We start from the raw sequence: 20,651 nt of genomic DNA, 5'->3' as shown, positions 1-20,651 counted from the left end.
CCCGCATGACCGCCGACGCCCGACCGCCCGGTGCGCCCGTGCGCGGTCTGCCGCGCAGTCTCGTGATCGCGCGCGCCTGGGGAAAGCTCGCGGGAGTCGGCCCTCTCACGAATCCCACCGGGGTTCCACTGGCCCGCACGACCAAACTCCTGATCGATCCTCTCGTGATCCGGCCGTCCGTGCGCCCGCATCTCGCGCATGCCGTGCTCTCGGACGAGTCCGCCGGCGAGCTGGAGGCGCTTCTCCTCGCCGCGCGCTCGGATCTCGCGGCGACGGCCGCCTGGTTCACCGCGCTCAAGCGCGCGCGCCGCCGCGCCGGGATCACTCAGGGGAACCCGCAGGACCTCTACTTCCAGCGCGCGTTCGAACTGGCCCGGCGCCATGGTCCCCCGGCGCACGACGCCCCAGACATCGCCGCCACGACGCTCGCCGAGGTGCACGGTGACAACCGGCCAGGACTCGCCGAGCTGCGCGCGCATCTGAGCGACCCCGCGGTCGCCGCACGAGTGGGCCGGGAGATCGCGGACGCATGGGCGCGCAGGACGCCGCCCGCGGACGCGGTCGCGCACGATGCCCTGCGGCTGCTGCTGGACTCCTGCGCGAACGGCTCCGGAGCCGAGGCGTTCACCGCGCTCGTCGCTTCCCGCAGCGGATCCGCCGGCTCGCCGCCGGCAGATCGGCCGGGAGCCGCCAGGGTGCTGGGGCTGACGGAGAAGGATCTCCCGCTGCCGCCGGAACCGGGCACGAGCGCCACCAAGACCGCGATGCCGCCGCCCTTCGACAGATCGCTGTTCGAGCGGCTGTTCGCCTCGTTCGCGGCGGTCGCGGACAGCGGCGACGTCCTCGACGACGTCGTGCGCGACGAGATCCGCCGCACCGCCGGCGCGTGGCAGCTCACCGAGGAGCAGAGCAGGGTCGTGCTGCTCGCCGCCGCCGAGGCGTCCACCGTGCTCGCGGACCCCGCGCCCGGGGGCCCTGCCCTCGCCGTCGATCCGGCGCCGGCCGCGATGACCGATGCCGCACGACGCCTGCGCGGACGATGGCGCCGCGAACCGTTCGTGCACCACGCGCTGCGTCTTGAGGAGACCCCCGCCACGGCGCGCGGCGTGCGCGAGGCCGTGCTGCGCCGCCTCTGGGTGCGGTTGCACGGACGCGAGCTGCGCGGCGACGCGGTGCAGGCGGACGACGTCTGGGCTCTGCTCGACGGCGCGCTGCGTTCCGTGATCCTGGACCGGCGCGGCATCGTGAAGGCGTCGCTCACCCGCGATGCGCTCGAGGAGGCCGCATGACCCTCCCCGCGACGCGCACCTCGGAGGGTCTGCGGATCGGCCCTGTGCCACCCGCCCCCGCGCATGCGGCGCTGCTCGAGACGACGGGGGCGCTCCTGGTCTGGGACGCCGCCGATCCTGCCGGGCCTCCGACGGCGACGGTGTGGGATCCCGCGCTCGCCGTCGACGTCGCCTGGCAGATCTACGGCCCCGACGCGGTTCCGGTGCTCCTGGAGCAGGCGAGCGCCTTCACGCCGGCTCCCGCTGCCGCGCTCGAACACGCACGGCGCGCGGCGCTGGCGACCTGGGCGGCGGCGTGGTGGCCGGCCTCGTCGCTCGCGGGCATCCCGCCGCTCGATCCGAGGATCCTCGCCGTGGAACGGGCGGACGCGCTCGTCGCGGTGGAGCACCTGCTCGACGGCGAGGAGCTCCTGCTCGCGGTGCTCACCGACGGCCTGGCCGCCGTGCGGGCCCTCCGGTCCGCCCCGGGGATCGACGCCGCCGTGCACCCCGCGCTGGCCGCGCTCGAGGACCGGGTCGAGGAGGCGGCCGCGGACCGCGGCGTCACCGCGGGCAGCGCAGCGGCGGCGCTGCCGGCGCGCGAGGAGTTCGCTCTCGCCGCCTCCGCGACCGCCCGCTCCGCGGCAGGCGTGCTCGCGGAGGGCTCGGAGCCCCTGGACCTCTCCGCATTCGCGCCGGGCACGGTCGACGCCGCCGGATCCGCGCACTGGCAGGTGCGTTCCGGGGAATCCGGCGTCGTGCTGGAGATCTCCGTACCGCGTGCGCCGTCGACCTCCGCCGCAGGCCCGGAACCGCTCGATGCCGTCTTCGCGGGGGTCGCGCTGGCCCTCCGACCCGAGGGCGGACGTTTCGCGGGCCGCGTCGCCGCCCCCGCCACGATCCTGCTCACGCCTCCCGCCGCGCGCACGCTCGCTCTCGCCTCGCCGGGGTATCGCAGCCGCCACGACGTGGACGCGGGAGCGCTCCTCGCCCTCGCCCGCGAGCGGCTCGACCGCGCACGGGAGACCGCGCTCGACGAGACGGGGATCCCGGATCACGCCGTGCTGCTCGCCGAGCAGGAGGCCGTGAGGCGATGACGACGGCCGAGCCGACGGGCGGGGAGGCGGGGACTTTCGACGCCCGGGTCCTGGGCCTGCCCGGCTCCGGGAGCCTGCCGGACCGGTGGCGGCACGTCGAGCCGCTCTTCGCCGAGCTGAGCGCCGCGTACGTGTCCGGCGGCCCGATCGCGGCCGAGCCGGCCACCCGCCGCCTCCTCGCGGCCACAGAGGTCGAGGACGTCGACGGGGTCGGCCTCGATCTGCGCGGCCGAGCGCTGTCCAATCTGTCCGCGATCGCCGAAGCACGCGGGGATGCTCGTACGGCGATCGACTTCGCTACGAGGGCGATCGCCGCCTGCGCGGCCGCCGAGGCCGCGATCGGATCCGCGCGCCGGACCAGGGAGGTCCGCTTCGGCGCCGTGATCAATCGCGCGCAGACGCTCGCGCTGGTCGGCCGCTCGGCGGAGGCGCTGCAGGACCTCGAGGCCCTCGATGCGGAGTTCGACGGCACGACGCCGCCGCTGCTGCTCTTCGGGCGCCACAACACGCTCGGCGGCATCCTGCTCGATCGGGAGCGCTTCGCCGACGCCGAGGTCGCCTTCCGGGCTGCCCTGAGCGCGGCGTTGATGCACGAACCGCGTCTCGCCTCCTACGCGTACGCCGGCCTCGGCGCACTCGCCCACCGGACTGGGGACCCGCGTCTGGCCGCCGAGCAGCTGCAGATCTCTCGGCAGCTTCAGGCGACCGGTCCGCTCGCCGCGGCTCGCGCGGAGGAGAACCTCGCGCGGCTGCTGCTCGAGCGCGGCGAGGTCGATGCCGCCGAAGAGCGCTTCCTCGCGGCCGAGGAGGGCTACCGGCAGGGCGGCGATCCTCGTTCGGCCTCGGTGTCCCGCCTCGGGCGTGCCGCCGTGCTGCTCGCCCGCGGCAAACTCGCCGCCGCACGCGGGCTCGCCGAGCGGGTGGGCGCGGACGTTCTCGCGCAGGGCGACGTGTGGGCGCAGTTCCAGGCGGAGCTACTGCAGGGCGACATCCTCGTCGCGCAGTGGCGCTTCCCCGCTGCGGACGCCGCCTACCGGAGGGCACGCGCGGTCTCCGTGTCGACGGGCGCTCCGCACGAGGCCGCACGGGTCGACGTGCGCCGGGCGGTCGCCGCGCTCACGGCCGCCGAGCGCTCGCTGTTCCGCGCGGAGAAACAGCGCATGCGGCGCGCCGCACTCGATCTCGCGCTGCCCGCAGCGCTTGCGACGGATGCGCTGCGCGGGCGATTCGCGGCGGGACCGATGCGGGAGCGGTGGATCCGCACGGTCTCGACGGTCGCCTTCGAGGTCGCTCTGCAGAGCATCAGCGCCCTGGCCGAGACCCGCCTCGCGGTCGAGGTGATCGAGTTCCTGTGCTCCTCCCCCTCGCTCGACGCGTTCGCACCCGCTGCCTCGGCGTCCGAGCGCGCATCGGGGAACGGCCGCGGCGGCTTCGCGGTCCTCGAGGAGCCTTACGCCCTGGCCGCATCCGGGGAGGCCGGGACCGCTTCCCCGACGGCCTCGGGCGGAGGGGCGCCGCCGCTGTTCGTGCGAGCGCTGCCCGGCGACGAGTCGTTCCGGGCGTGGATCGCCGAATCCGAGCGCCGTTACGGCGTCGCCATCCGCTCCGCGGAGGCCGTCGATGCCTGGTGAGGGCGTGGCCGTGGGAGACCTCGCCGAGGGCGCACCGGATCGGCCTCGCGTGCAGGTCAAGTTCGCCGACGTCGGCGATCTCTACGTCACGTGGCGGTGGGAGCATGCGCTGCAGCGTCCGCGCGCGTATGCGATCCCCCGCAGCGCCGTGCAGCCGGTGCTCGACCGGCTGGACGCGTCGCTGCCCTCGCCCCTGCCCGGGGAGAGCGTTATCGCCGCTCTCGACCGCGCGTTCCGCGGACCGCTCGCCGATCCGGCGCGGGAGCGGCGACTGTCCGCGGAGCTGGCCGGTGCGCTGCTGCCCGCCCCGCTCGCCACGGAGCTGAACGCGATGCTCGTGCAGGGGCGGCGCCCGCATCTGCGCATCCAGGGCTCCCCCTCCCTCGGTCGGGTGCCCTGGGAGGCGCTGCTCGTCGACGCGGAGCGACGGATGGTGCATGAGGCGGAGGTCTCGCTGCTCGTGCCGGCCGGCGTGCGCAACGCGCCGTCGCGGCGCGTCTCGGCCTGGGATCCGCGCGGTCCGGTCGTCGCGGTGCTGGATCCTCCCGTGCCGGGAGGGATGCTCGCGCCGGTGCTCGGGCCGGCGGGCACCGGCGCGGGGCTCGACGCGCTGCAGAAGCGCCTCGGATCCCGGGCCCGTGGCGCCGACCCCCTCCTCGGCGGGGCGATCGACCGGGTGCGACTTCGCGCGCTGCTCGCCGATGCGTCCCGCCTCCTCTACGTCGGGCACGTTTCGTCGTCCGACCACGGCCTGGATGTGCGCATGCACCTGTCCGACGGCCCCGCCGTCGCGGGCCGTGCCGCGCCGCTCGGCCCCCATCGCCCGCTCACGGCCGCCGACATCGCCTATGGAGCACCGGAGAACGACGCCGATGGCGGCTGGCTGATCCCGGCCCGCGTCGCACTGATGGCCTGCGAGTCCGGCGGAGACTCCGGTTTCGCGGAGCCCACGGCGCTCGTCGCGGCACTCGCCCGCGGCGGTGCGGAGCACGTCGCCGCCGCACGGTGGACGCTGCCCACCGATGCCGGGTTCGCGCGCGCCGCCGGTACGGACGCCCCGGCCTTCACCGCGGCCATCGACGCGGTGGACGCAGCCCAGGACAGCACGGATCCGGTCGCGGCGCTGAACGCCTGGCAGCGCGCCTGCGCCGAGACCTGGGCGCGCACCGGCGCCGTCGAGCACTCACCTCTGATGTGGGCGGCGATCTCCACCACCTGGTCTCCGCCGCCTCGTCACAACCCCTGATCGTCGGAAACCTGTGATCGGGAGCGCTCACCGACCGGCAGTCTGAGGGCATCCACAGACACACAGGAGGTACGGATCATGGGACTCTTCGATCGTGCGAAGAACGCACTCACCGGCATGGATCCTCAGTCGATGGCGGCGCAGGCGCAGGCTGCGCAGCAGCTGGCCGCGCAGCAGCTCGCCCAGGCGGGATACTCCGACGGCACCCTGCCCACGGCCGCGGAAGGCGCTGACCTGCGGGAGCGGATGCAGGCCGATCACGCCGTGCTGAACGCCTACGGCCAAGAGCTCAACCGCGTGATCGCGGTCGGCACGCCGGCGACCGGGATCATCACGGGCGCCGTCGACACGGGAGAGCGCACCGCGGGCAACGCCTGGTACCGGATCGACGTCGAGGTGACGATCCCGGGTGCCGCGCCGTACACGGTCGCCAAGCGGGAGATGGTCGCCGTGCAGTTCCTCGGCAACTACGCGATCGGATCCGCGCACGGCGTCACCGTCGACCCGGCCGATCCGCAGAACATCGCCCTGACGAGCTGAGCGCGGCATGGGCGTGATCCGGGATCTGCTGCGCCTGATGCGCGCGGCGCGCGAGCTGCCGCCGCATCCGACCGCGCGGGAGGCGATCCGCCAGTCCGCCGACATCGCGGAGCAGTGGGGCCGCGTCGCGGAGGCCTTCGCGAACCCGACCGAGGCGGCCCCGACGGGGCCCGGCGGGCCGTACGGTGCGGCGACGGCCGATCCCTTCGCGAATCTCGCTTTCCACCAGAACGGCCTGCCCGCCTCCGGCACGGTGATCGCGTGCACGCCCGAAGGATCCTCGATCGACGGGCTGACGATGTACGCGGTGCTCCTCGACGTGCGGATCGAGGGCCGCGAGCCCTATCGGGCGACCTACCGCACGGTCATCGCCGAGGGCGCTCGGCACAACTGGAGTCCGGGTGCCGTGCTGCCGTTCCGCGTCTCGCCCGACGATCCGCAGGCTCTGATGCTCGGATGACGCAGGGCGCGCGCCTTACCCGCAGGGCGCCCGCCTTCCCCAACCACTATGGTCCAGAGACCGGAGAACGAGGAGAACGACATGAACCGCTGGGTGCGACGAGGGATCCTCGTCCTCTTCTGGATGGCGATCGGCACCATCCTCGCCTCGGTCGTCGGGTTCACGCTCGGCAGCACCGAGTCCGCGACGATCGCGTTCGTGATCGCCCTCATCGTCGCCACGACCGTCGTGCCGACCGCGCTGGTCTTCGGCATGGTGTCGAAGCTCGGCGCGAGTTCGGGTTCGGGTTCGGGGGCGCGACGCGGCGCACGACTCGGCGCTCCCCCCGTGCTCGCGCCCACGGCGCCCCGCGAGATCGCCCGCATCGAGTCCCTGCGCGAGGCGGGCCTGACCGTGCGCAACTTCCACCACCTGTACGAGTTCACGGTCACGGTGTTCCCGCGGGCCGGTTCTCCGCGGCAGGAGGTGTTCTCGCAGTTCATCACGATGGGCGAGCTGCCGGGCTTCTTCACCGGACGCTATGTCGTCGTGGCGACGCCGGCCCCGGAGGCGCGCCCCGTGCTGGACCCGGCACCCGACGCGCACTGGGCGGCGGAGCTGCGCGCCGCGCCGTCGCGCTACGACGCGGTGGCCCCTGCGACCGGCGCGGCGAAGACCGCTCCCCGTGCCGGAGTCGCGGAACCGTCGTCCGCCGAGCCAGGTTCGGGCGCAGGTCGCGTCGGACGGATCCTGGCGAACACCGTGATCATCGTGGTCTGCGTCGTGAGCGGATTCGCGCTCGGCACGATCTGGGCGTTCTCCACGCCCGCGCGCGCGGCCGCGCTCATCGGGGAGATGCCGCAGCGCATCGGCGGACAGGTCCAGGGCATCTGGGACTCCGCCGTCCTCGATCTCGACCTCACGGACCTGCGCCGTCAGCTGCACGGCCGCAGCCTGGAGTCCGTGGTGATCTTCGACACCTACTGGTCGATCGACGCGATGAGCGCGACGGATCCGGAGGGCGAGGACAGCTACGCCTTTCGGAACGGATCCCTCAGCCTGTCCTGGACCGGTGAGCTCACCTCGCCCCAGGGCGGATTCTCGATCGACGAGGTGAAGGCGGAGGTCGTGCGCCGAGCGGTCGCGACCGTCCGCGCGGACGACCCCGGCATCGTGATCTCGAATGTGATGATCCGTCGCCTGCAGGGGCCGCTCGTCATCGACGTCGACAGCGAAGGGGTGTACAAGACGACCACCCGGCGCTTCGACGCCGGGACCGGCGCGGAGATCCCGGTCGGCTGATCCTGCGATGCGAACTCCGCGCCGGAATGGCAGACTCGAAGTCCGCCGGGGCGCGCATCGTGGCGCACCCGGGATCGAACGAACGGGACTCACATGTCGTCGCAGCCCACGCCGTCGCACCCCCTGGACTCGCTCACGGGCGAGGAGTTCTCCGCCACCGCCGCCGTGCTCACCCGCGAGCACGGCATCGACGCCGGGTGGCGCTATGCCTCGATCATCCTCAAGGAGCCGCCGAAGGCCGAGGTCAAGGCCTGGCGCGAGGGGGATCCGATCATGCGCCGCTCGCTCTCGGTGCTCTGGCGCAAGCAGACCAACGAGGTCTACGAGGCGGTCGTGAACCTCACCGATGACGCCGTGGAGTCGTGGACGCACGTGCCGGGCGTCACCCCGAACTTCACGATCGACGAGTACCACGACTGCGACCACGCCATGAAGGAGAACCCCGAGGTCCGTGCGGCGCTCGCGGCCCGCGGGATCGATGACGTCGACCTCGTCCTGTTCGACGTCTGGACGTACGGCGGGGCCGTGATCCCGGACAAATGGCGCGACCGCCGCCTCGGCTGGGTGGACCTGTGGATGCGCGCGACGCCCGACGGCAACCCCTACGCGCACCCGGTGAGCGGGCTGAAGATCATCGTCGACATGAACACGCTCGAGGTGCTCGAGATCGAGGATCACCACGACTTCGGCTTCCCGGAGGTGCACGGCGAGTACGTGCCGGAGCTCGCCGGCATCACGCCGCGGGAGGACCTGAAGCCGCTGCAGATCGTGCAGCCCGAGGGCGTCTCCTTCACCGTCGAGGGATCCCGGATCCGCTGGCAGAACTGGGACTTCCGGCTCGGGTTCAACTACCGCGAGGGACCGGTCATCTACCAGGTCGGCTTCGACGATCAGGGCACCAGGCGCGAGGTCGCCTACCGGCTCTCGTTCGCCGAGATGATCGTGCCGTACCGGGACTCCAGCTTCGATCACTACCGGCGCACCGCGTTCGACATCGGCGAGTGGGGTCTCGGGTACATGTGCACCTCGCTCGAGCTCGGCTGCGACTGCCTCGGCGAGATCACCTACCTCGATGCCGTGCTGCCCGACACCGCCGGTCAGCCCTGGACGATCACGAACGCGATCTGCCTGCACGAGGAGGACAACGCCGTGCTGTGGAAGCACGTCGACCCCGACTCCGGTACCGAGGTGCGCCGCCAGCGCCGGTTCGTGGTGTCGGTGCACGCCACGGTCGCCAACTACGAGTACCTGGTGTACTGGCGCTTCTATCAGGACGGCAACATCGAGTGCGAGGTGCGCGCCACCGGCATCATGGTGACGACGCCCATGGCGGAGGGCGAGCAGGGCAAGCCCACCGGCACGACGATCGACCGGCGCACCTACGCGCCGTTCCACCAGCACTTCCTCATCGCGCGGCTCGACCTCGACGTCGACGGGGACGGCAACACGGTCGTCGAGTCCGATTCGATGCCGGCGCCGATCTCGGAGGCCAATCCGTTCGGCCTCGACCTGCACACGCAGGCCACGGTCATCCGCTCCGAGGCGGAGGCGGGACGGCGCTACGACTGGGAGCGTCAGCGCGGCTGGAAGGTGCAGAACCCGAACCGACTCAACGCGTGGGGCGCACCCGTGGCGTACAAGCTCGTCCCCTCGGCGTCCTTCCCCGCGATGTTCGACGAGTCCTCCCCGATCCTCAAGCGCAATCCCGTCATCGGGAAGACCCTCTGGGTGACGCGGCACCACGATGACCAGTTCTGGCCGGCGGGCGACTACCCCACCCAGGCCGTCGACGACCTCGGCAACGGCATGACGGCGTGGATCGCGGACGACGAGAACCTCGTCGACGAGGACGTCGTGCTCTGGTACAACTTCGGGATCCACCACATCACGCGCGCCGAGGACTGGCCGATCATGCCGGCGGACACCATCTCCTTCTGGCTCAAGCCGTTCGGGTTCTTCGATCGCAACCCCTCGCTCGACGCCCCCCGCACGATCAAGGGCGCGGCGTGCGCGTGCGGCGGCGGGGAATGCCGCTGCGACCACGGCCAGGACCGCGGTCACGGCGGTGCGCATGCCCACGACGAGGGCCACGAACACGATCACCACGGCTGACGATCAGCCGAGGCCCGCTCGGGGTCGTCCCGGAAGCGGAGCATCCGCACGGCTTCGCCGGATCCGGCGCCGGCGGGCGCGGGCGGGGTTACGATCGCGGTATGCGAGAGACCAGGGCGACACCCCGCTGAGCCTCTTGGAGGGATGATCCGCGCCGCCCGGCCTCCGCGAAGGAGGTCCGACATGAACACGCAGGAGCGCGGAACCACGACGCACGCCGAGTGGGGCGCGGGTCATCCTCATCTGCTGATCACCCTCGAAGACACCCATCTGGTGCACGAGATCACCGAGGACGTGACGCGGATCGGATCCGGCGCGGACTGCCAGATCCGCCTGGAGGGCATCGACCCGGTGCATGCGATCATCCGTCACGATGGGCACGACGACTACGATCTCGAGATGGTGGGTCCGGGGCAGACCAGCGCGAACATCGCAAAGGCCGCCGAGGAGGAGGGCCGTCCCGTCGAGACGCTGCACACCGGTGCGCGCTTCACCGCGGGCGGCTGGCGCTTCGTGTTCGTGCGCGACGAGTTCGCCGACCACGGCCGCCCCTACGGCGGACGCCTCGGCGGCGAGGGCGCGCACCAGCGCCGCCAGCCGCCGCGCCCCGACTACGAGAGCGAGGGACACACCGGCGCGATCCCCGCGCCGGCCTCGCCTCCGCTGATCGAGCAAGACGGCGGTCCGGAGCTCACCGACTGAACTCGGGCGCACTCCGCCGGCGCGGCAGGACCGCGTCCACGCCACTCGATCCCGCGAGGGCGGCCCGTAGCAGAGGCGATCGAAGATGAGCACGCGCTCAGTGGTGAGGCCGTCACGAACGGTGAAAAGCTCGGCGGCGGGCGTGTCCGACGTCGCCGCGGTCTGCACGTGGTCGTGCCGATCAGACGAACTGCACCCGTGGCGCCGGTCTATCGGTGTGGACGCGGCCGGCGGGACTCGTCCACGCGATCACTCCTCCGGGCCCCTGTGCCGCGGTCCAACGCCAGCGATCGTCGAGATCCGGATGCTTGAGAGCATGGTGCCCCTCGCACAGACAGCACAGATTGCAGATGTCGGTGGGACCGCCCCGGGCGTGGTCGTGATTGTGGTCGAGGTCGCAGCTGCGCGCCGGCATGCGGCATCCGGGGAACCGGCAATGCCGGTCGCGGGCGCGGAGCAGCCGGCGCATGCGCTCGGTCGGCGCGTACGTGTCGGTGCGCATCAGCATGCCGCGCGGATCCAGGAACAACCGATCCCACACTCCGGCCGTCGCGGCGAGATCACGGGCCAGTTCCGCGTCGATCGGCCCGTGCCCGTCGAGCTCGGCGAGACGATCGTCCGCCCCGCTCAGGGTGGAGGCGGCGATGGTGACCTGGACCGTCGCCCTGATGCCGTCCACGCCTCCCTCGGTCAGCAGCTCGGTGTCGGCCGTGAGCAGCAGATCGGCGGCGATGTCGGCGCGGATCTCATCGAGGCTGCGAGGATCCGTCAGCGGCTCCTGCACGTCCTCGACGATGCTCTCGAAGGCGGTCAACCGCCGCATGTCCTCGTCGGTGAGTTCCTGCCCCGGCTGCGGGGCTCGCGGACCGGCGAAGGCCCCGCAGTCCTGCGCAGCGCGCGTCAGGCGGATCCGCCGGCCGATCGAGGTCATCCGGTCGTAGGCCGCGTGCGCCAGCGGCGAGGGCATGAGGATCTCGAGCCAGGACATCCCGTCGTCAGCATCGGCGACACGCACCTGACGATCGGACCGCGCACGACGATGCCGCTCGACCGCGGTCTCCGGCGCGACCGACGCCGCCGCCGACCTCGCGAAGGCCTCCGTCCGCGGCGCCGTCTCCGCGGCCGCGTACGGCACCACCATCTGCTCGTACCGAGCCGCCGCATCATGGTCGGCGACATCGATCGCCGCCGCTCCTGCGACGATCACGACGGCGTGCCGTAGGGAGATCTCGCCGGCCGCGAGCGCGGCCCTCGTCACCGGGAAACGGTCGTTGAGCGACCATCCCGTCGTGAGCGCTCGTGCTGCCGCCGCCCGGGAGATGTGCAGACCTGCAGCGATCTCCGCGAACATCGACCGTTCGGCGCTCTCGTACCCATCGTGGCCGGGCGGAACCTCGTCGAGCAGCAGCTGCACCCGTTCTCCGAGCAGAGCCGACTTCTCCGCTTCGAGGGCGGCGATCCGACGATCGATCTCGCGGCACCGATCCACGATGCCGTCGCTGCGGACGAGATACGGATCGGTGATGGCCATACCCTCATCATAGAACAAATATTCGAATGAGGGAAGGGGTCACCGGTCTCCTCTCAGGACTCGGAGGGCACCAGAGGCAGCTGCGGGCCGTGGTTCCAGGCCAGGATCGCGGGCTGCTCACGGGTGAAGCCGAGCACCGAGACGGATCCGGCGTCCAGCGTGATCGCGGCCCCGAACCGCGGCGCCTGGCGCAGGAACACGGCGGTCAGGATCCGCAAGTAGTGGCCGTGCGCGATGAGCGCGACGTCGCCGTCGACCATCGCAGGCAGCACCCGGGTGAGCACGCGCGAGGCCCGCGCGGCGACCTCCTCGACGGTCTCCCCCGGGGTCTCACCGCGGATCACGCCGTGCGTGAAGGCGCTCCAGTTGTAGCCGAGTTCCGCGCGGATGTCCTTGGTCGTGCGCCCCTCGAACCCTCCGTAGTCCCACTCCACGAGCAGCGGATCGACATCGGCGTCCAACCCCGCGAGCTCCGCCGTGCGGCGGGCGCGCTGAAGCGGCGAGGACAGCACGAGCCGGAAGTCGTAGCCGGTCACGAGCGCCCCGGCCAGCCGGGCCAGCTCCTCGCCACGGGGGGTGAGCGGGATGTCGGTGCGCCCTGTGTGCCGGCCGCTCCGCGACCATTCGGTCTCGCCGTGCCGCAGCAGCACGAGCTTGCCCTGCGGGTTGTCGGGGGCGGGATGATCGGGCAGCGGGTCGAGAGTCTCCACCTGGCCACCGTACGCCCTGGAGTTCGGCGGCCATCGCAGAGAGGGACTCTTGACGCGTCTATGACTCTTGTGTCATCCTCGGTCTGTCATCGCGAGGATGACACAAGAGTCATAGGTTGGATCAATGAAGCTCGAGCACCTCCTCCTCGGCCTGATCGGCGAGAAGCCGTCCACCGGCTACGAGATCAAGCGCTACCTCGACACGCACGGACGCTTCCTGCGCTCGAACACCACGATGAGCCAGGTCTACCGCTCGCTCGCCGGCATGGTCGAACGCGGCTGGGTCCTCTTCACGGTCGACGACCGCCCCGGCGCCCAGGACGCGAAGATCTACCGGGTCACCCCCGAGGGCATGACCGTCCTGCTCGATTGGCTCACCGGCCCGTACAGCCCGCCGAGCCGCTTCCAGGATCCGGAGTTCGGAGCCCGCCTCAGCTTCGCGGGATTCATGGCCCGGGAACAGCTCATCGACCTCATCGAGACCGAACTCACCGCCCGCGAGGACCAGGTCGCGCGCTTCCGCCTCCGCGACCGCACCCTGCAGGTCGACCCCGACGTCGACTTCGACTACGAGTTCGCCGCGGCCTTCAACGAGCGCATGCATGTGTACGGCATGGCCGCGATCGACAACTACATGGACATGCTGCGCGAGCTGCGCCGCGATCTGCTCGACGGCGTGATCGGATCCGCGCCGGCCATCTCGAAACGACCCATCCGCGCCGAGGCGTCCGAGAGCGGAGCGACCCGCTGATGCGCGCGATCATGGTCATGTTCGACAGCCTGAACCGGCATCTGCTGCCGCCCTACGGCTCGGACGAGATCCACGCCCCGAACTTCCGCCGCCTCGCGGAGCGGACCGTGACGTTCGACCGTTTCTACGCCGGATCCATGCCGTGCATGCCGGCCCGTCGCGAGCTGCACACCGGGCGGCACAACTTCCTGCACCGCTCCTGGGGTCCGCTCGAGCCGTGGGACGACTCGATGCCGGAGATGCTCGGCAAGGCGGGCGTGCACACGCACCTCGCAAGCGACCATCCGCACTACTGGGAGGACGGCGGCGCGACCTACCACACGCGGTACACGACCTGGGAGTTCTTCCGCGGCCAGGAGGGCGACCCCTGGAAGGCCGACGTCACGGCGACCGGCTCTCGAGACGGTTTCAAAGATCGCCTGGAGCGACAGGACGCCATCAACCGCGGATACCTCACGCGCGAGGCCGATCACCCGCAGACCCGCACGTTCGACGCGGGGCTGGAGTTCCTCACCACGAACGCGGATGCCGACAAGTGGTTCCTGCAGATCGAGTGCTTCGACCCGCACGAGCCGTTCTTCACGTATGAGGAGTACCGCCGGCTCTACCCGCATCGCTACGAGGGCCCCGAATTCGACTGGCCGCCCTACGCGAAGGTCACAGAGTCCGAGGACCAGGTCGAGCATGCGCGCTACGAGTACAAGGCGCTCGTCTCGATGTGCGACCGATCGCTGGGCCGGGTGCTGGACTTCATGGACGAGCACGACATGTGGGACGACACCCTGCTGCTGGTGAACACCGACCACGGCTTCCTCCTCGGCGAGCACGGCTGGTGGGCGAAGAGCGTGCAGCCCTGGTTCGAGGAGCTCGTGCACCTGCCCGCCTTCCTCTGGGATCCGCGCACGGGCCTGGCCGGCACCCGCAACGACGATCTGGTGCAGACCATCGACATCGCGCCGACCCTGCTCGAGCTCTTCGGCGTCGCGCCCACCGACGACATGCTGGGGATCGCTCTCCGCCCCGGCGGATCGGAAGCCCGAAACGGGGCGGACGCGCCGATCGCCGCGGTCCACGAGGGCGCGCTGTTCGGCATCCACGGAGGGCACGTCAACGTCACGGACGGGCGCTACGTCTACATGCGCGCCTGCGCGACCCCGCAGAACGCGCCGCTCGAGGAGTACACCCTCATGCCGACGCACATGCGCGGACGGTTCGCTCCCGCGGAGTTCGCCGGTGCCGAACTCGCCGAGCCGTTCTCGTTCATGAAGGGCGTGCGCCCGCTGCGACTGCGCGGCTCGGCGATGGTGAGCCCGTTCCTGCACGGCACGCTGCTGTTCGACCTGGAGGAGGATCCGCAGCAGCTGCATCCTCTCGACGACCCCGCGCAGGAGCTGCGGATGCTGCGCCTGCTCGCCCGCCTCCTGCGTGAGAACGACGCCCCGGAGAGCCAGTACGCGCGGCTCGGGATCCCCGCGCACGCCGAGCCCGACGAGGAGCACCTCCTGGTCGCCGCCCAGGCCGCGCTCGCGACGGCCGCCGCGCAGCCGCTCCCGCCGCTCGGCGACTTCCCGGCCGGCCGGTTCGGCCTCGGCACACCGTTGCCCGAGCTGCTCTCGCATCCGCTCGCGGTCGAGGTGCTGCGGGGCGCGGTGCCGCAGCTCGTGCACACCGAGACGCTCGGCATGCTCGGCAGCACGTCGCTCTACCAGCTCGCAGCGATGATCGCCCTGCCTCCGGCGCTGCTGCGCGGCGTCGCCGAGGAGCTCTCCGCTCTCTGACCTCCATCCCGCTCCACCCCTCACCCCGCCCCGCTCGACGATCGACGATCGACGATGATCCAGGAGACCCCTATGTCCGCACCCGAATCCGCCCCTCCCCTCGCACCACCGGCGGGCACACCCACCTCGGTGATCCGCGCCGAGAAGGCGGCGCACGTCCCGCACCGCTGGCGCAACCTCTTCACCCTGACCGGCATGCTCGTGGTCGACGGCACGGAGGGCGGTCTGACCACGACGCTGTTCCCGACGATCGCGAAGGCCCTCGGTCTCGACAACGGCCATCTGGGCCTGCTCGCCGCGGCGGGGAAGATCATCTCGGTGCCGTTCGGACCCGCCTGGGTCTGGATCTCGAGCAGGACCTCGCGTCGCACGGCCCTGGCTCTCAGCACGGCCCTCGCGGGGGTCTTCGGCATCGCCGCAGGCTTCTCGGGCGACTTCCTGACCCTCCTGATCTTCAACACCCTGATGGCCGCCGCGCTCATTGGCGCGCAGCCGATCGCCAACGCCGTGGTCTCGGATCTCTTCGACGATAAGAACCGCGCCCGCGCCGTCGGCATCTTCTACGGCGCAGCGGCCGGCATCGGAGCTGTTCTCAGCCCGCTCATCGCGCAGCTCTCGCACTTCGCCGACGGCTGGCGCTGGGGCATGTGGGCGCTCGGCGGCGTCTGCATCCTCGCGGGTGCAGCGATCCTCACCCTCTTCAAGGATCCCGGTGTCGGCGCCGCGGAGAAGCAGCTGGCCGGCCTCGACGCCGAGAAGCGCGCCGAAGTGAAGCCCACGTTCCGCAGCGTGATGTCGCTGTTCCGGGTCCCCTCCTACGTCGTGATGATGGTCTCCCGCCTGCTCTCCGGACATCTGCTGATCGGCGTGTTCGGCATCCAGTTCCTCGTCACGGTGCGCGGGTTCGACAACGCCACCGCCGCGATCTCAGCGCTCCCGTTCGGCATCGGCTACTTCCTCGGCACGCTCGGCGGAGGATTCCTCGTCGGCGTCCTCGACCGCCGCGCGCCGCAGCGCGGTCGCGTCGCCTACATCCAGGCCGCGCAGGTGCTGTTCGCGGTCGTCGCGTTCTTCGGCACCCAGTTCGCGTACACCGGCATCGGCGTCTACGCGCTGATCTGGGGGCTCATGGGCATCGCGCAGGGCATGAACCCGGGCGTGAACCGGCCGATCATCATGGCGATCACGCTGCCCGAGCTGCGCGGCCAGGCCTTCGCGATCATGATCACGATCTTCGAGGCGATCGGCTGGGCCGTGTTCTCGATCGGCGCCGGCTTCCTCGCCAACGCCCTCGGTCTGCAGACCGTGTTCCTCTGGGTGCTCGTGATCCTCATGCTCGTGAACGCGGCCGTGCTCGGGATCCTCTACCGCACCTACCCGCGGGACGTCAGAAGGGTCGCCGACGAGCTCGAGGCCCGCCGGCTCGCGCTCACGCCCTGACCCTGCAGCGTCCCGGTCGGACGACGAAGCGGCCCGTCTCCTCGGAGGCGAGCCGCTTCGTCGTGGCGGATCGGCACTGCGCGCGGGAGCATCCTCGTCAGCGTCCCGCCGCGGCCTTCACACCCGGCTGAGCACGAACAGCAGGCAGAGCACCCCGACGAGCAGCGTCGCGCCGGTCAGCGCGGCGACGGGCCAGCCAGAGCGCAGCGCGATCGGCGCGGTCGAGGTGAGCGCCCGGTGCTGGCGGCGGTAGCGCCGGTGCGAGCCGACCAGCACCACGAGGGCGAGGGCGAGACCCGCGAACCCCAGTACGAGCGCCGCCCCGCCGATCACCGCAGGCAGGATCCGCATGATGACCACGGATCCTCCGGCGAGCGCGAGCGCCGTGCGCCGCCACGCCAGGGCGGTGCGCTCGGGCTGCAGGCCGGGGTCGAAGACCCGCTCCGGTTCGCTGGTCACGCCAGCAGCACCCCGAGCAGCACCAGGATCCCGGTCGCCACGACCACGACGGCGAGCGGGATCGCGATCCACGGCGGACCCAGCGGGGTCGACTCCCGCAGCGAGCGCTCGGTGCGCATCCAGCCCAGCCACGCCTGTACGGGGGTCAGCAACCCCGCCACGATGAGCAGGATCGAGGCCGCATGCCGGAATCCGGGGTGCATGCCCAGGCCGAGGGCCTCGAGCGCGACTCCGCCTGCGAGCAGCGCGAGCGAGGTACGGATCCAGGCCAGGAACGTGCGCTCGTTCGCGAGCGTGAACCGGGCATCCGGCTCCTCGCCGCGGTCGTAGACGCGCCGGGGGAAGCGGCTGGTGCTCATGCGTTCTCCGTTCGGAGCGAGACGGTGCGGAATCCGGCGTTGCCCATCGACGAGTCGGGCGTGTTCGAACTGCGCGCGGAGTTCCGGTAGCGGTTGCAGTAGGAGATGTGGCACAGGTAGCTGCCGCCGCGCAGCACGCGCGCCATGCCGAGCGACGGACCGCGCGGATCCGCCTCGGCGGAACGCTCGTACGCGCGCGGGTCGAACCAGTCCGCGCACCACTCCCACACGTTGCCGACCGGCTGGAAGAGTCCATATCCGTTGGCGGCGAAGGCGCGCACCGGAGCGGTGGTCAGCCAGCCGTCCTCGAGGGTGTTCTCGCGCGGGAACGACCCCTGCCAGATGTTCGCGCGCCATCCGCCGTCGTCCGGCTCCTCGTCGCCCCACGGGTACTTCGCGCTGTCAAGCCCGCCACGGGCCGCGTACTCCCACTCGGCTTCGGTGGGCAACCGGCGGCCGGCCCAGGCGCTGTAGGCCGCGGCGTCGTTCCAGCTCACGTGCACGACGGGGTGGTCTGCGAGCCCGTCCAGGTCCGAGCGGGATCCGCCGGGGTGCGCCCAGTCCGCGCCGCGCACGCCGTACCACCACGGGGTGCCGGCCGCGGGGCCCATGACGTCGGCGTCGGGAGCACTCACGGCCAGGTGGAACACGGCCGAGAACCCGAAGGTCTCCGCCTCCGTGCGGTAGCCGGTGGCCTCGACGAAGCGGGCGAAGTCGCCGTTCGTGACGGTGGTCGCGTCGATCTCGAAGCCCTCGAGCGCCACGCGGTGCCGCGGCGTCTCGCCGTCGCCCCGGTTCTCATCGCCCGAGGAGTCGCCCATGACGAAGGAGCCGGCGGGGATCCGCGCCTGCGCGATCGCATGCCGCCCGCCGGCGTCTCCCCCGCCTGCCTCACGCGCGCCGAGCAGCGGAAGCGCTGTGCGCCCGTCGGACAGCACGGCGCGCGGCGGAGCGCCGCACGCGCAGTCCGGGCCGCAGGAGGTCGATTCACCCATGGGCTCCATCTTCCTCGCTGTCACGCCCGCGGACGAACCCGGCGCGGATGCCGGGGACGGCGACCCGACCGCGGATGAAGATCAGGAGGACCAGACCGGCGACGATCACCACGAGATTGCCCAACGCCGCGAGGCCCGTGAGCGGCCCCGCGGCGGGGTAGGCCGACTGCAGGAAGATCGAAGGATCGGTCGTGGCATGCAGCAGGATCGGCCAGATCAGGGCTCCGGTGACGCGCAGGGTCAGATACATGCAGACACCGAAGGCGAAGGTGTAGACGAGCTGGACCAGCGTGGGCAGGAGCGCCTGCCCGCTGAACATGTTGCCCGCATGCATCGCCGCGAACAGCGCCGCGGAGACGAGGGCGACGGTGAGTTCGCGGTACCCCGCCTTGCGCATGAGGTTCACCACCAGGCCCCGTGTGAGCACCTCCTCAGCGAACCCGATGAACAGGCCGGTGATGACCCAGGCGAGGACGATCCCCGCCCCGGCGGTCGCGTAGTCGATCGTCGCGAAATGCAGCGCGTTGAACAGCAGCGTGATCGCGACGGCGATCCACATCCACCCGCGGCCCCGGATCGGCTGCCGTCCGAACAGTTCACGCAGCCAGCCGAGCGACCACGCGAACACGATCAGCACCACACAGCCGAACGCGATCGGCACGCCTGTCGCGACCAGGATCTTCGCCGCAGGCTCCCTGAGACCGCCGACGAACGGCCCGAGGGTCCAGAGGGGCACGTACTGGTAGAGCAGGTAGTAGGCGACCACGGCGATCAACGCCTTCCACCACCCGCCGCGGTTCCAGAATCGCTGCCAGCCGTTGGCGCCGAGGGCCACCACGTCGTTCATCTCTCTCCTGTCCGATCCTGGGGGCGCACCGGTGCCGTGGCCCCCAGAACCGCGGATGCTGATGCTGCCTCGAAAGTAGCGGAACGGGCGCAGCCGTGCGCGAACACGCGCGGCTTCCGTGCGTCGAGCGGGCTCAGCGCAGTGCGATCGGCGCGGCGGATCCGCTATCGTGCGCGATCGGTACGTCGCAGCCAGAGCCTGTGCCTGTGCCCCTCCGACGCGATCTGCACGATGCGCTCGGTGAGCATCCGCTGCGGCGGCGTCGACGAGCCGTCGTGCGGCCGCGACCCCGGCTGTCCCTCAGGTTCAGCCCCGAGCGCCCGAGCCGGGTGCGTAGAGCGCTCGGGCGAGGCCGTCCATGATGTCGGGGAGAAGGGTTCCCGCCGCGAAGATCCGGGTGTCCTCCGCATCGATGATCCGTCGGTGCTCGCCCGCGGTGGTCAGTGCGATGCTGGGCTGCGCGGCGAGCAGACCATCGATGCCGCCCGCGCTCTCCAATCCCTTCGTCATGACGAGGATGACATCGGGGTCGATCTTCACGAGGGCTTCCGGCGTCAGCGGCCGTTCGCCGACCCACCCGGCTTCGGATGCCGCATCCACGGCGCCGACCGACGAGATCAGGCTGTCCGCTCCGCTGCCCTTGCCGAACAGGTAGTACACGCCGGCCGCGCCGCGCACGTAGAGGAAGACCACGCGCGGCCTTCTGGCCGGGTCGGCCGGCAGCAGCCGCGCGACCTCCGCGGTCTTGCTCTCCATCGCCGCGCGCAGGGCGGTGTTCACCGTCTCGGCGGCCGGAGCGATGCCGAGTGCCGCCGCCACCTGGCAGATCGCGCGGTAGGTGCTCTCGGCATCGGTCGCTCGATCGATCGTGACGACGGGGATCCCGGCGTCGCCGAGCTGGAGCACGACGTCGGTGGGGCCGATCGAGCCGTCGGTGAGGATCAGCGTGGGCTTCAGCGCGAGAACGGCCTCGGCATCGATCGTGTGGCCTTTCTTGGTGACCACCGGAAGCGTTGCCGTCTCCGGCAGATTCGTGGAGACGTCGCGTCCGACCAGGTGGTCGCCGAGTCCCAGGGCGTGCACGAGTTCAGCGACCGTGCCGCTGAGCGAGAGTGCCACGACGCGGGAGGTGTCGCGCACGGTCACCTCGCGCCCTCCGCCGTCGGCGGAACGCACCGTGACGGGCAGCTGCGGCGCAGGGGCCGCGATCGGCGGCAGCGTCGGTCCGCCGATCACGACCGTGGACGGGCCTTCGACCGCGCGCGGATCCTCGACCGGGGTCAGCGAGGTGAGGGCCGGCAGCGCGGGCCGGGTCGATGCCGGGGCCGCGACCTGCGCGGCTCCGGCATCGCAGGCGGCCAGCGCGAGCACGAGGAGGGCGGACCCGATCGCCGCTGCGATCCTCGTGATTCTTCGACTCACGCGTCCACCCTTCGGAAGTTAG

The 20,651-nt window shown here is 71.6% G+C and carries 19 protein-coding genes; 12 read left to right on the top strand and 7 right to left on the bottom strand.

The window, feature by feature from the left end:
* The first annotated feature begins 5 nt into the window (after positions 1-5).
* The 9 genes from ACFC1J_RS16175 (at position 6) to ACFC1J_RS16135 (ending at position 10,337) form a co-directional block, all read left to right on the top strand.
* Complete coding sequence (locus tag ACFC1J_RS16175; RefSeq protein ID WP_375908267.1) at positions 6-1,289, top strand: hypothetical protein; 1,284 nt, start codon at positions 6-8, stop codon at positions 1,287-1,289.
* Complete coding sequence (locus ACFC1J_RS16170; RefSeq protein WP_375908265.1) at positions 1,286-2,365, top strand: hypothetical protein; 1,080 nt, start codon at positions 1,286-1,288, stop codon at positions 2,363-2,365. The genes ACFC1J_RS16175 and ACFC1J_RS16170 overlap by 4 nt, the downstream gene beginning before the upstream one ends.
* Complete coding sequence (locus ACFC1J_RS16165) at positions 2,362-3,996, top strand: hypothetical protein (protein WP_375908262.1); 1,635 nt, start codon at positions 2,362-2,364, stop codon at positions 3,994-3,996. The genes ACFC1J_RS16170 and ACFC1J_RS16165 overlap by 4 nt, the downstream gene beginning before the upstream one ends.
* On the top strand, positions 3,986-5,242 hold the full coding sequence (locus ACFC1J_RS16160; protein ID WP_375908259.1) for a CHAT domain-containing protein: 1,257 nt from the start codon (positions 3,986-3,988) through the stop codon (positions 5,240-5,242). Before ACFC1J_RS16165 ends, ACFC1J_RS16160 begins: the two co-directional genes overlap by 11 nt.
* 78 nt (positions 5,243-5,320) lie before the next feature.
* Complete coding sequence (locus ACFC1J_RS16155; protein WP_375908256.1) at positions 5,321-5,782, top strand: hypothetical protein; 462 nt, start codon at positions 5,321-5,323, stop codon at positions 5,780-5,782.
* A gap of 7 nt (positions 5,783-5,789) precedes the next feature.
* Positions 5,790-6,242 (top strand): hypothetical protein, encoded by a 453-nt coding sequence (locus ACFC1J_RS16150; protein ID WP_375908253.1) that lies wholly within the window; start codon positions 5,790-5,792, stop codon positions 6,240-6,242.
* 81 nt (positions 6,243-6,323) lie between these two features.
* Positions 6,324-7,523 carry a hypothetical protein gene (locus tag ACFC1J_RS16145; RefSeq protein WP_375908251.1) on the top strand — a complete coding sequence of 400 codons (1,200 nt, stop codon included), beginning with the start codon at positions 6,324-6,326 and terminating at the stop codon, positions 7,521-7,523.
* A gap of 93 nt (positions 7,524-7,616) precedes the next feature.
* The gene (locus tag ACFC1J_RS16140; protein WP_375908248.1) at positions 7,617-9,635 is read left to right on the top strand and encodes a primary-amine oxidase; all 2,019 of its coding nucleotides are present in this window, start codon (positions 7,617-7,619) and stop codon (positions 9,633-9,635) included.
* Between the two features lie 183 nt (positions 9,636-9,818).
* Positions 9,819-10,337 carry an FHA domain-containing protein gene (locus tag ACFC1J_RS16135; protein ID WP_375908245.1) on the top strand — a complete coding sequence of 173 codons (519 nt, stop codon included), beginning with the start codon at positions 9,819-9,821 and terminating at the stop codon, positions 10,335-10,337.
* 181 nt (positions 10,338-10,518) lie between these two features.
* Here ACFC1J_RS16135 and ACFC1J_RS16130 read toward each other — a convergent pair whose 3' ends face one another.
* Both ACFC1J_RS16130 and ACFC1J_RS16125 read right to left on the bottom strand, forming a co-directional pair.
* Positions 10,519-11,868, bottom strand: a complete 1,350-nt coding sequence (locus ACFC1J_RS16130) for a DUF222 domain-containing protein (RefSeq protein WP_375908243.1) — start codon at positions 11,866-11,868, stop codon at positions 10,519-10,521.
* Positions 11,869-11,921: 53 nt separating this feature from the next.
* Positions 11,922-12,578 (bottom strand): histidine phosphatase family protein, encoded by a 657-nt coding sequence (locus tag ACFC1J_RS16125; RefSeq protein WP_052680355.1) that lies wholly within the window; start codon positions 12,576-12,578, stop codon positions 11,922-11,924.
* Positions 12,579-12,702: 124 nt separating this feature from the next.
* On the opposite strand from ACFC1J_RS16125, the gene ACFC1J_RS16120 reads away from it, so the two are divergent.
* From ACFC1J_RS16120 to ACFC1J_RS16110, 3 genes are all read left to right on the top strand, one after another.
* On the top strand, positions 12,703-13,329 hold the full coding sequence (locus tag ACFC1J_RS16120) for a PadR family transcriptional regulator (protein ID WP_375908239.1): 627 nt from the start codon (positions 12,703-12,705) through the stop codon (positions 13,327-13,329).
* 11 nt (positions 13,330-13,340) lie between these two features.
* Positions 13,341-15,107, top strand: a complete 1,767-nt coding sequence (locus ACFC1J_RS16115; protein ID WP_375908236.1) for a sulfatase — start codon at positions 13,341-13,343, stop codon at positions 15,105-15,107.
* 72 nt (positions 15,108-15,179) lie between these two features.
* Positions 15,180-16,547: an MFS transporter gene (locus ACFC1J_RS16110; protein WP_375908233.1), complete on the top strand. Its 1,368-nt coding sequence runs from the start codon at positions 15,180-15,182 to the stop codon at positions 16,545-16,547.
* Positions 16,548-16,664: 117 nt separating this feature from the next.
* Here the strand turns inward: ACFC1J_RS16110 and ACFC1J_RS16105 are convergent, their stop codons facing one another.
* From ACFC1J_RS16105 to ACFC1J_RS16085, 5 genes are all read right to left on the bottom strand, one after another.
* Entirely contained in the window at positions 16,665-17,006 is a 342-nt protein-coding gene (locus tag ACFC1J_RS16105; RefSeq protein WP_375908230.1) for a YidH family protein, read from the bottom strand.
* Complete coding sequence (locus ACFC1J_RS16100) at positions 17,003-17,365, bottom strand: YidH family protein (protein WP_045273506.1); 363 nt, start codon at positions 17,363-17,365, stop codon at positions 17,003-17,005. Before ACFC1J_RS16100 ends, ACFC1J_RS16105 begins: the two co-directional genes overlap by 4 nt.
* Positions 17,362-18,360, bottom strand: coding sequence for a formylglycine-generating enzyme family protein (locus tag ACFC1J_RS16095; protein ID WP_375908227.1), 999 nt, complete (start codon positions 18,358-18,360; stop codon positions 17,362-17,364). Before ACFC1J_RS16095 ends, ACFC1J_RS16100 begins: the two co-directional genes overlap by 4 nt.
* Entirely contained in the window at positions 18,353-19,207 is an 855-nt protein-coding gene (locus ACFC1J_RS16090; protein WP_375908224.1) for a lysostaphin resistance A-like protein, read from the bottom strand. The genes ACFC1J_RS16095 and ACFC1J_RS16090 overlap by 8 nt, the downstream gene beginning before the upstream one ends.
* 306 nt (positions 19,208-19,513) lie before the next feature.
* Positions 19,514-20,629 (bottom strand): hemin ABC transporter substrate-binding protein, encoded by a 1,116-nt coding sequence (locus ACFC1J_RS16085; protein WP_375908222.1) that lies wholly within the window; start codon positions 20,627-20,629, stop codon positions 19,514-19,516.
* Positions 20,630-20,651: the final 22 nt, after the last annotated feature.

It is taken from the genome of Microbacterium sp. NPDC056052 (assembly GCF_042266785.1).
In the GTDB taxonomy this organism is placed as follows: domain Bacteria; phylum Actinomycetota; class Actinomycetes; order Actinomycetales; family Microbacteriaceae; genus Microbacterium.
The sequence above is the reverse complement of the archived record's forward strand: the minus strand, read 5'-3'. Positions and strand labels throughout refer to the sequence as shown.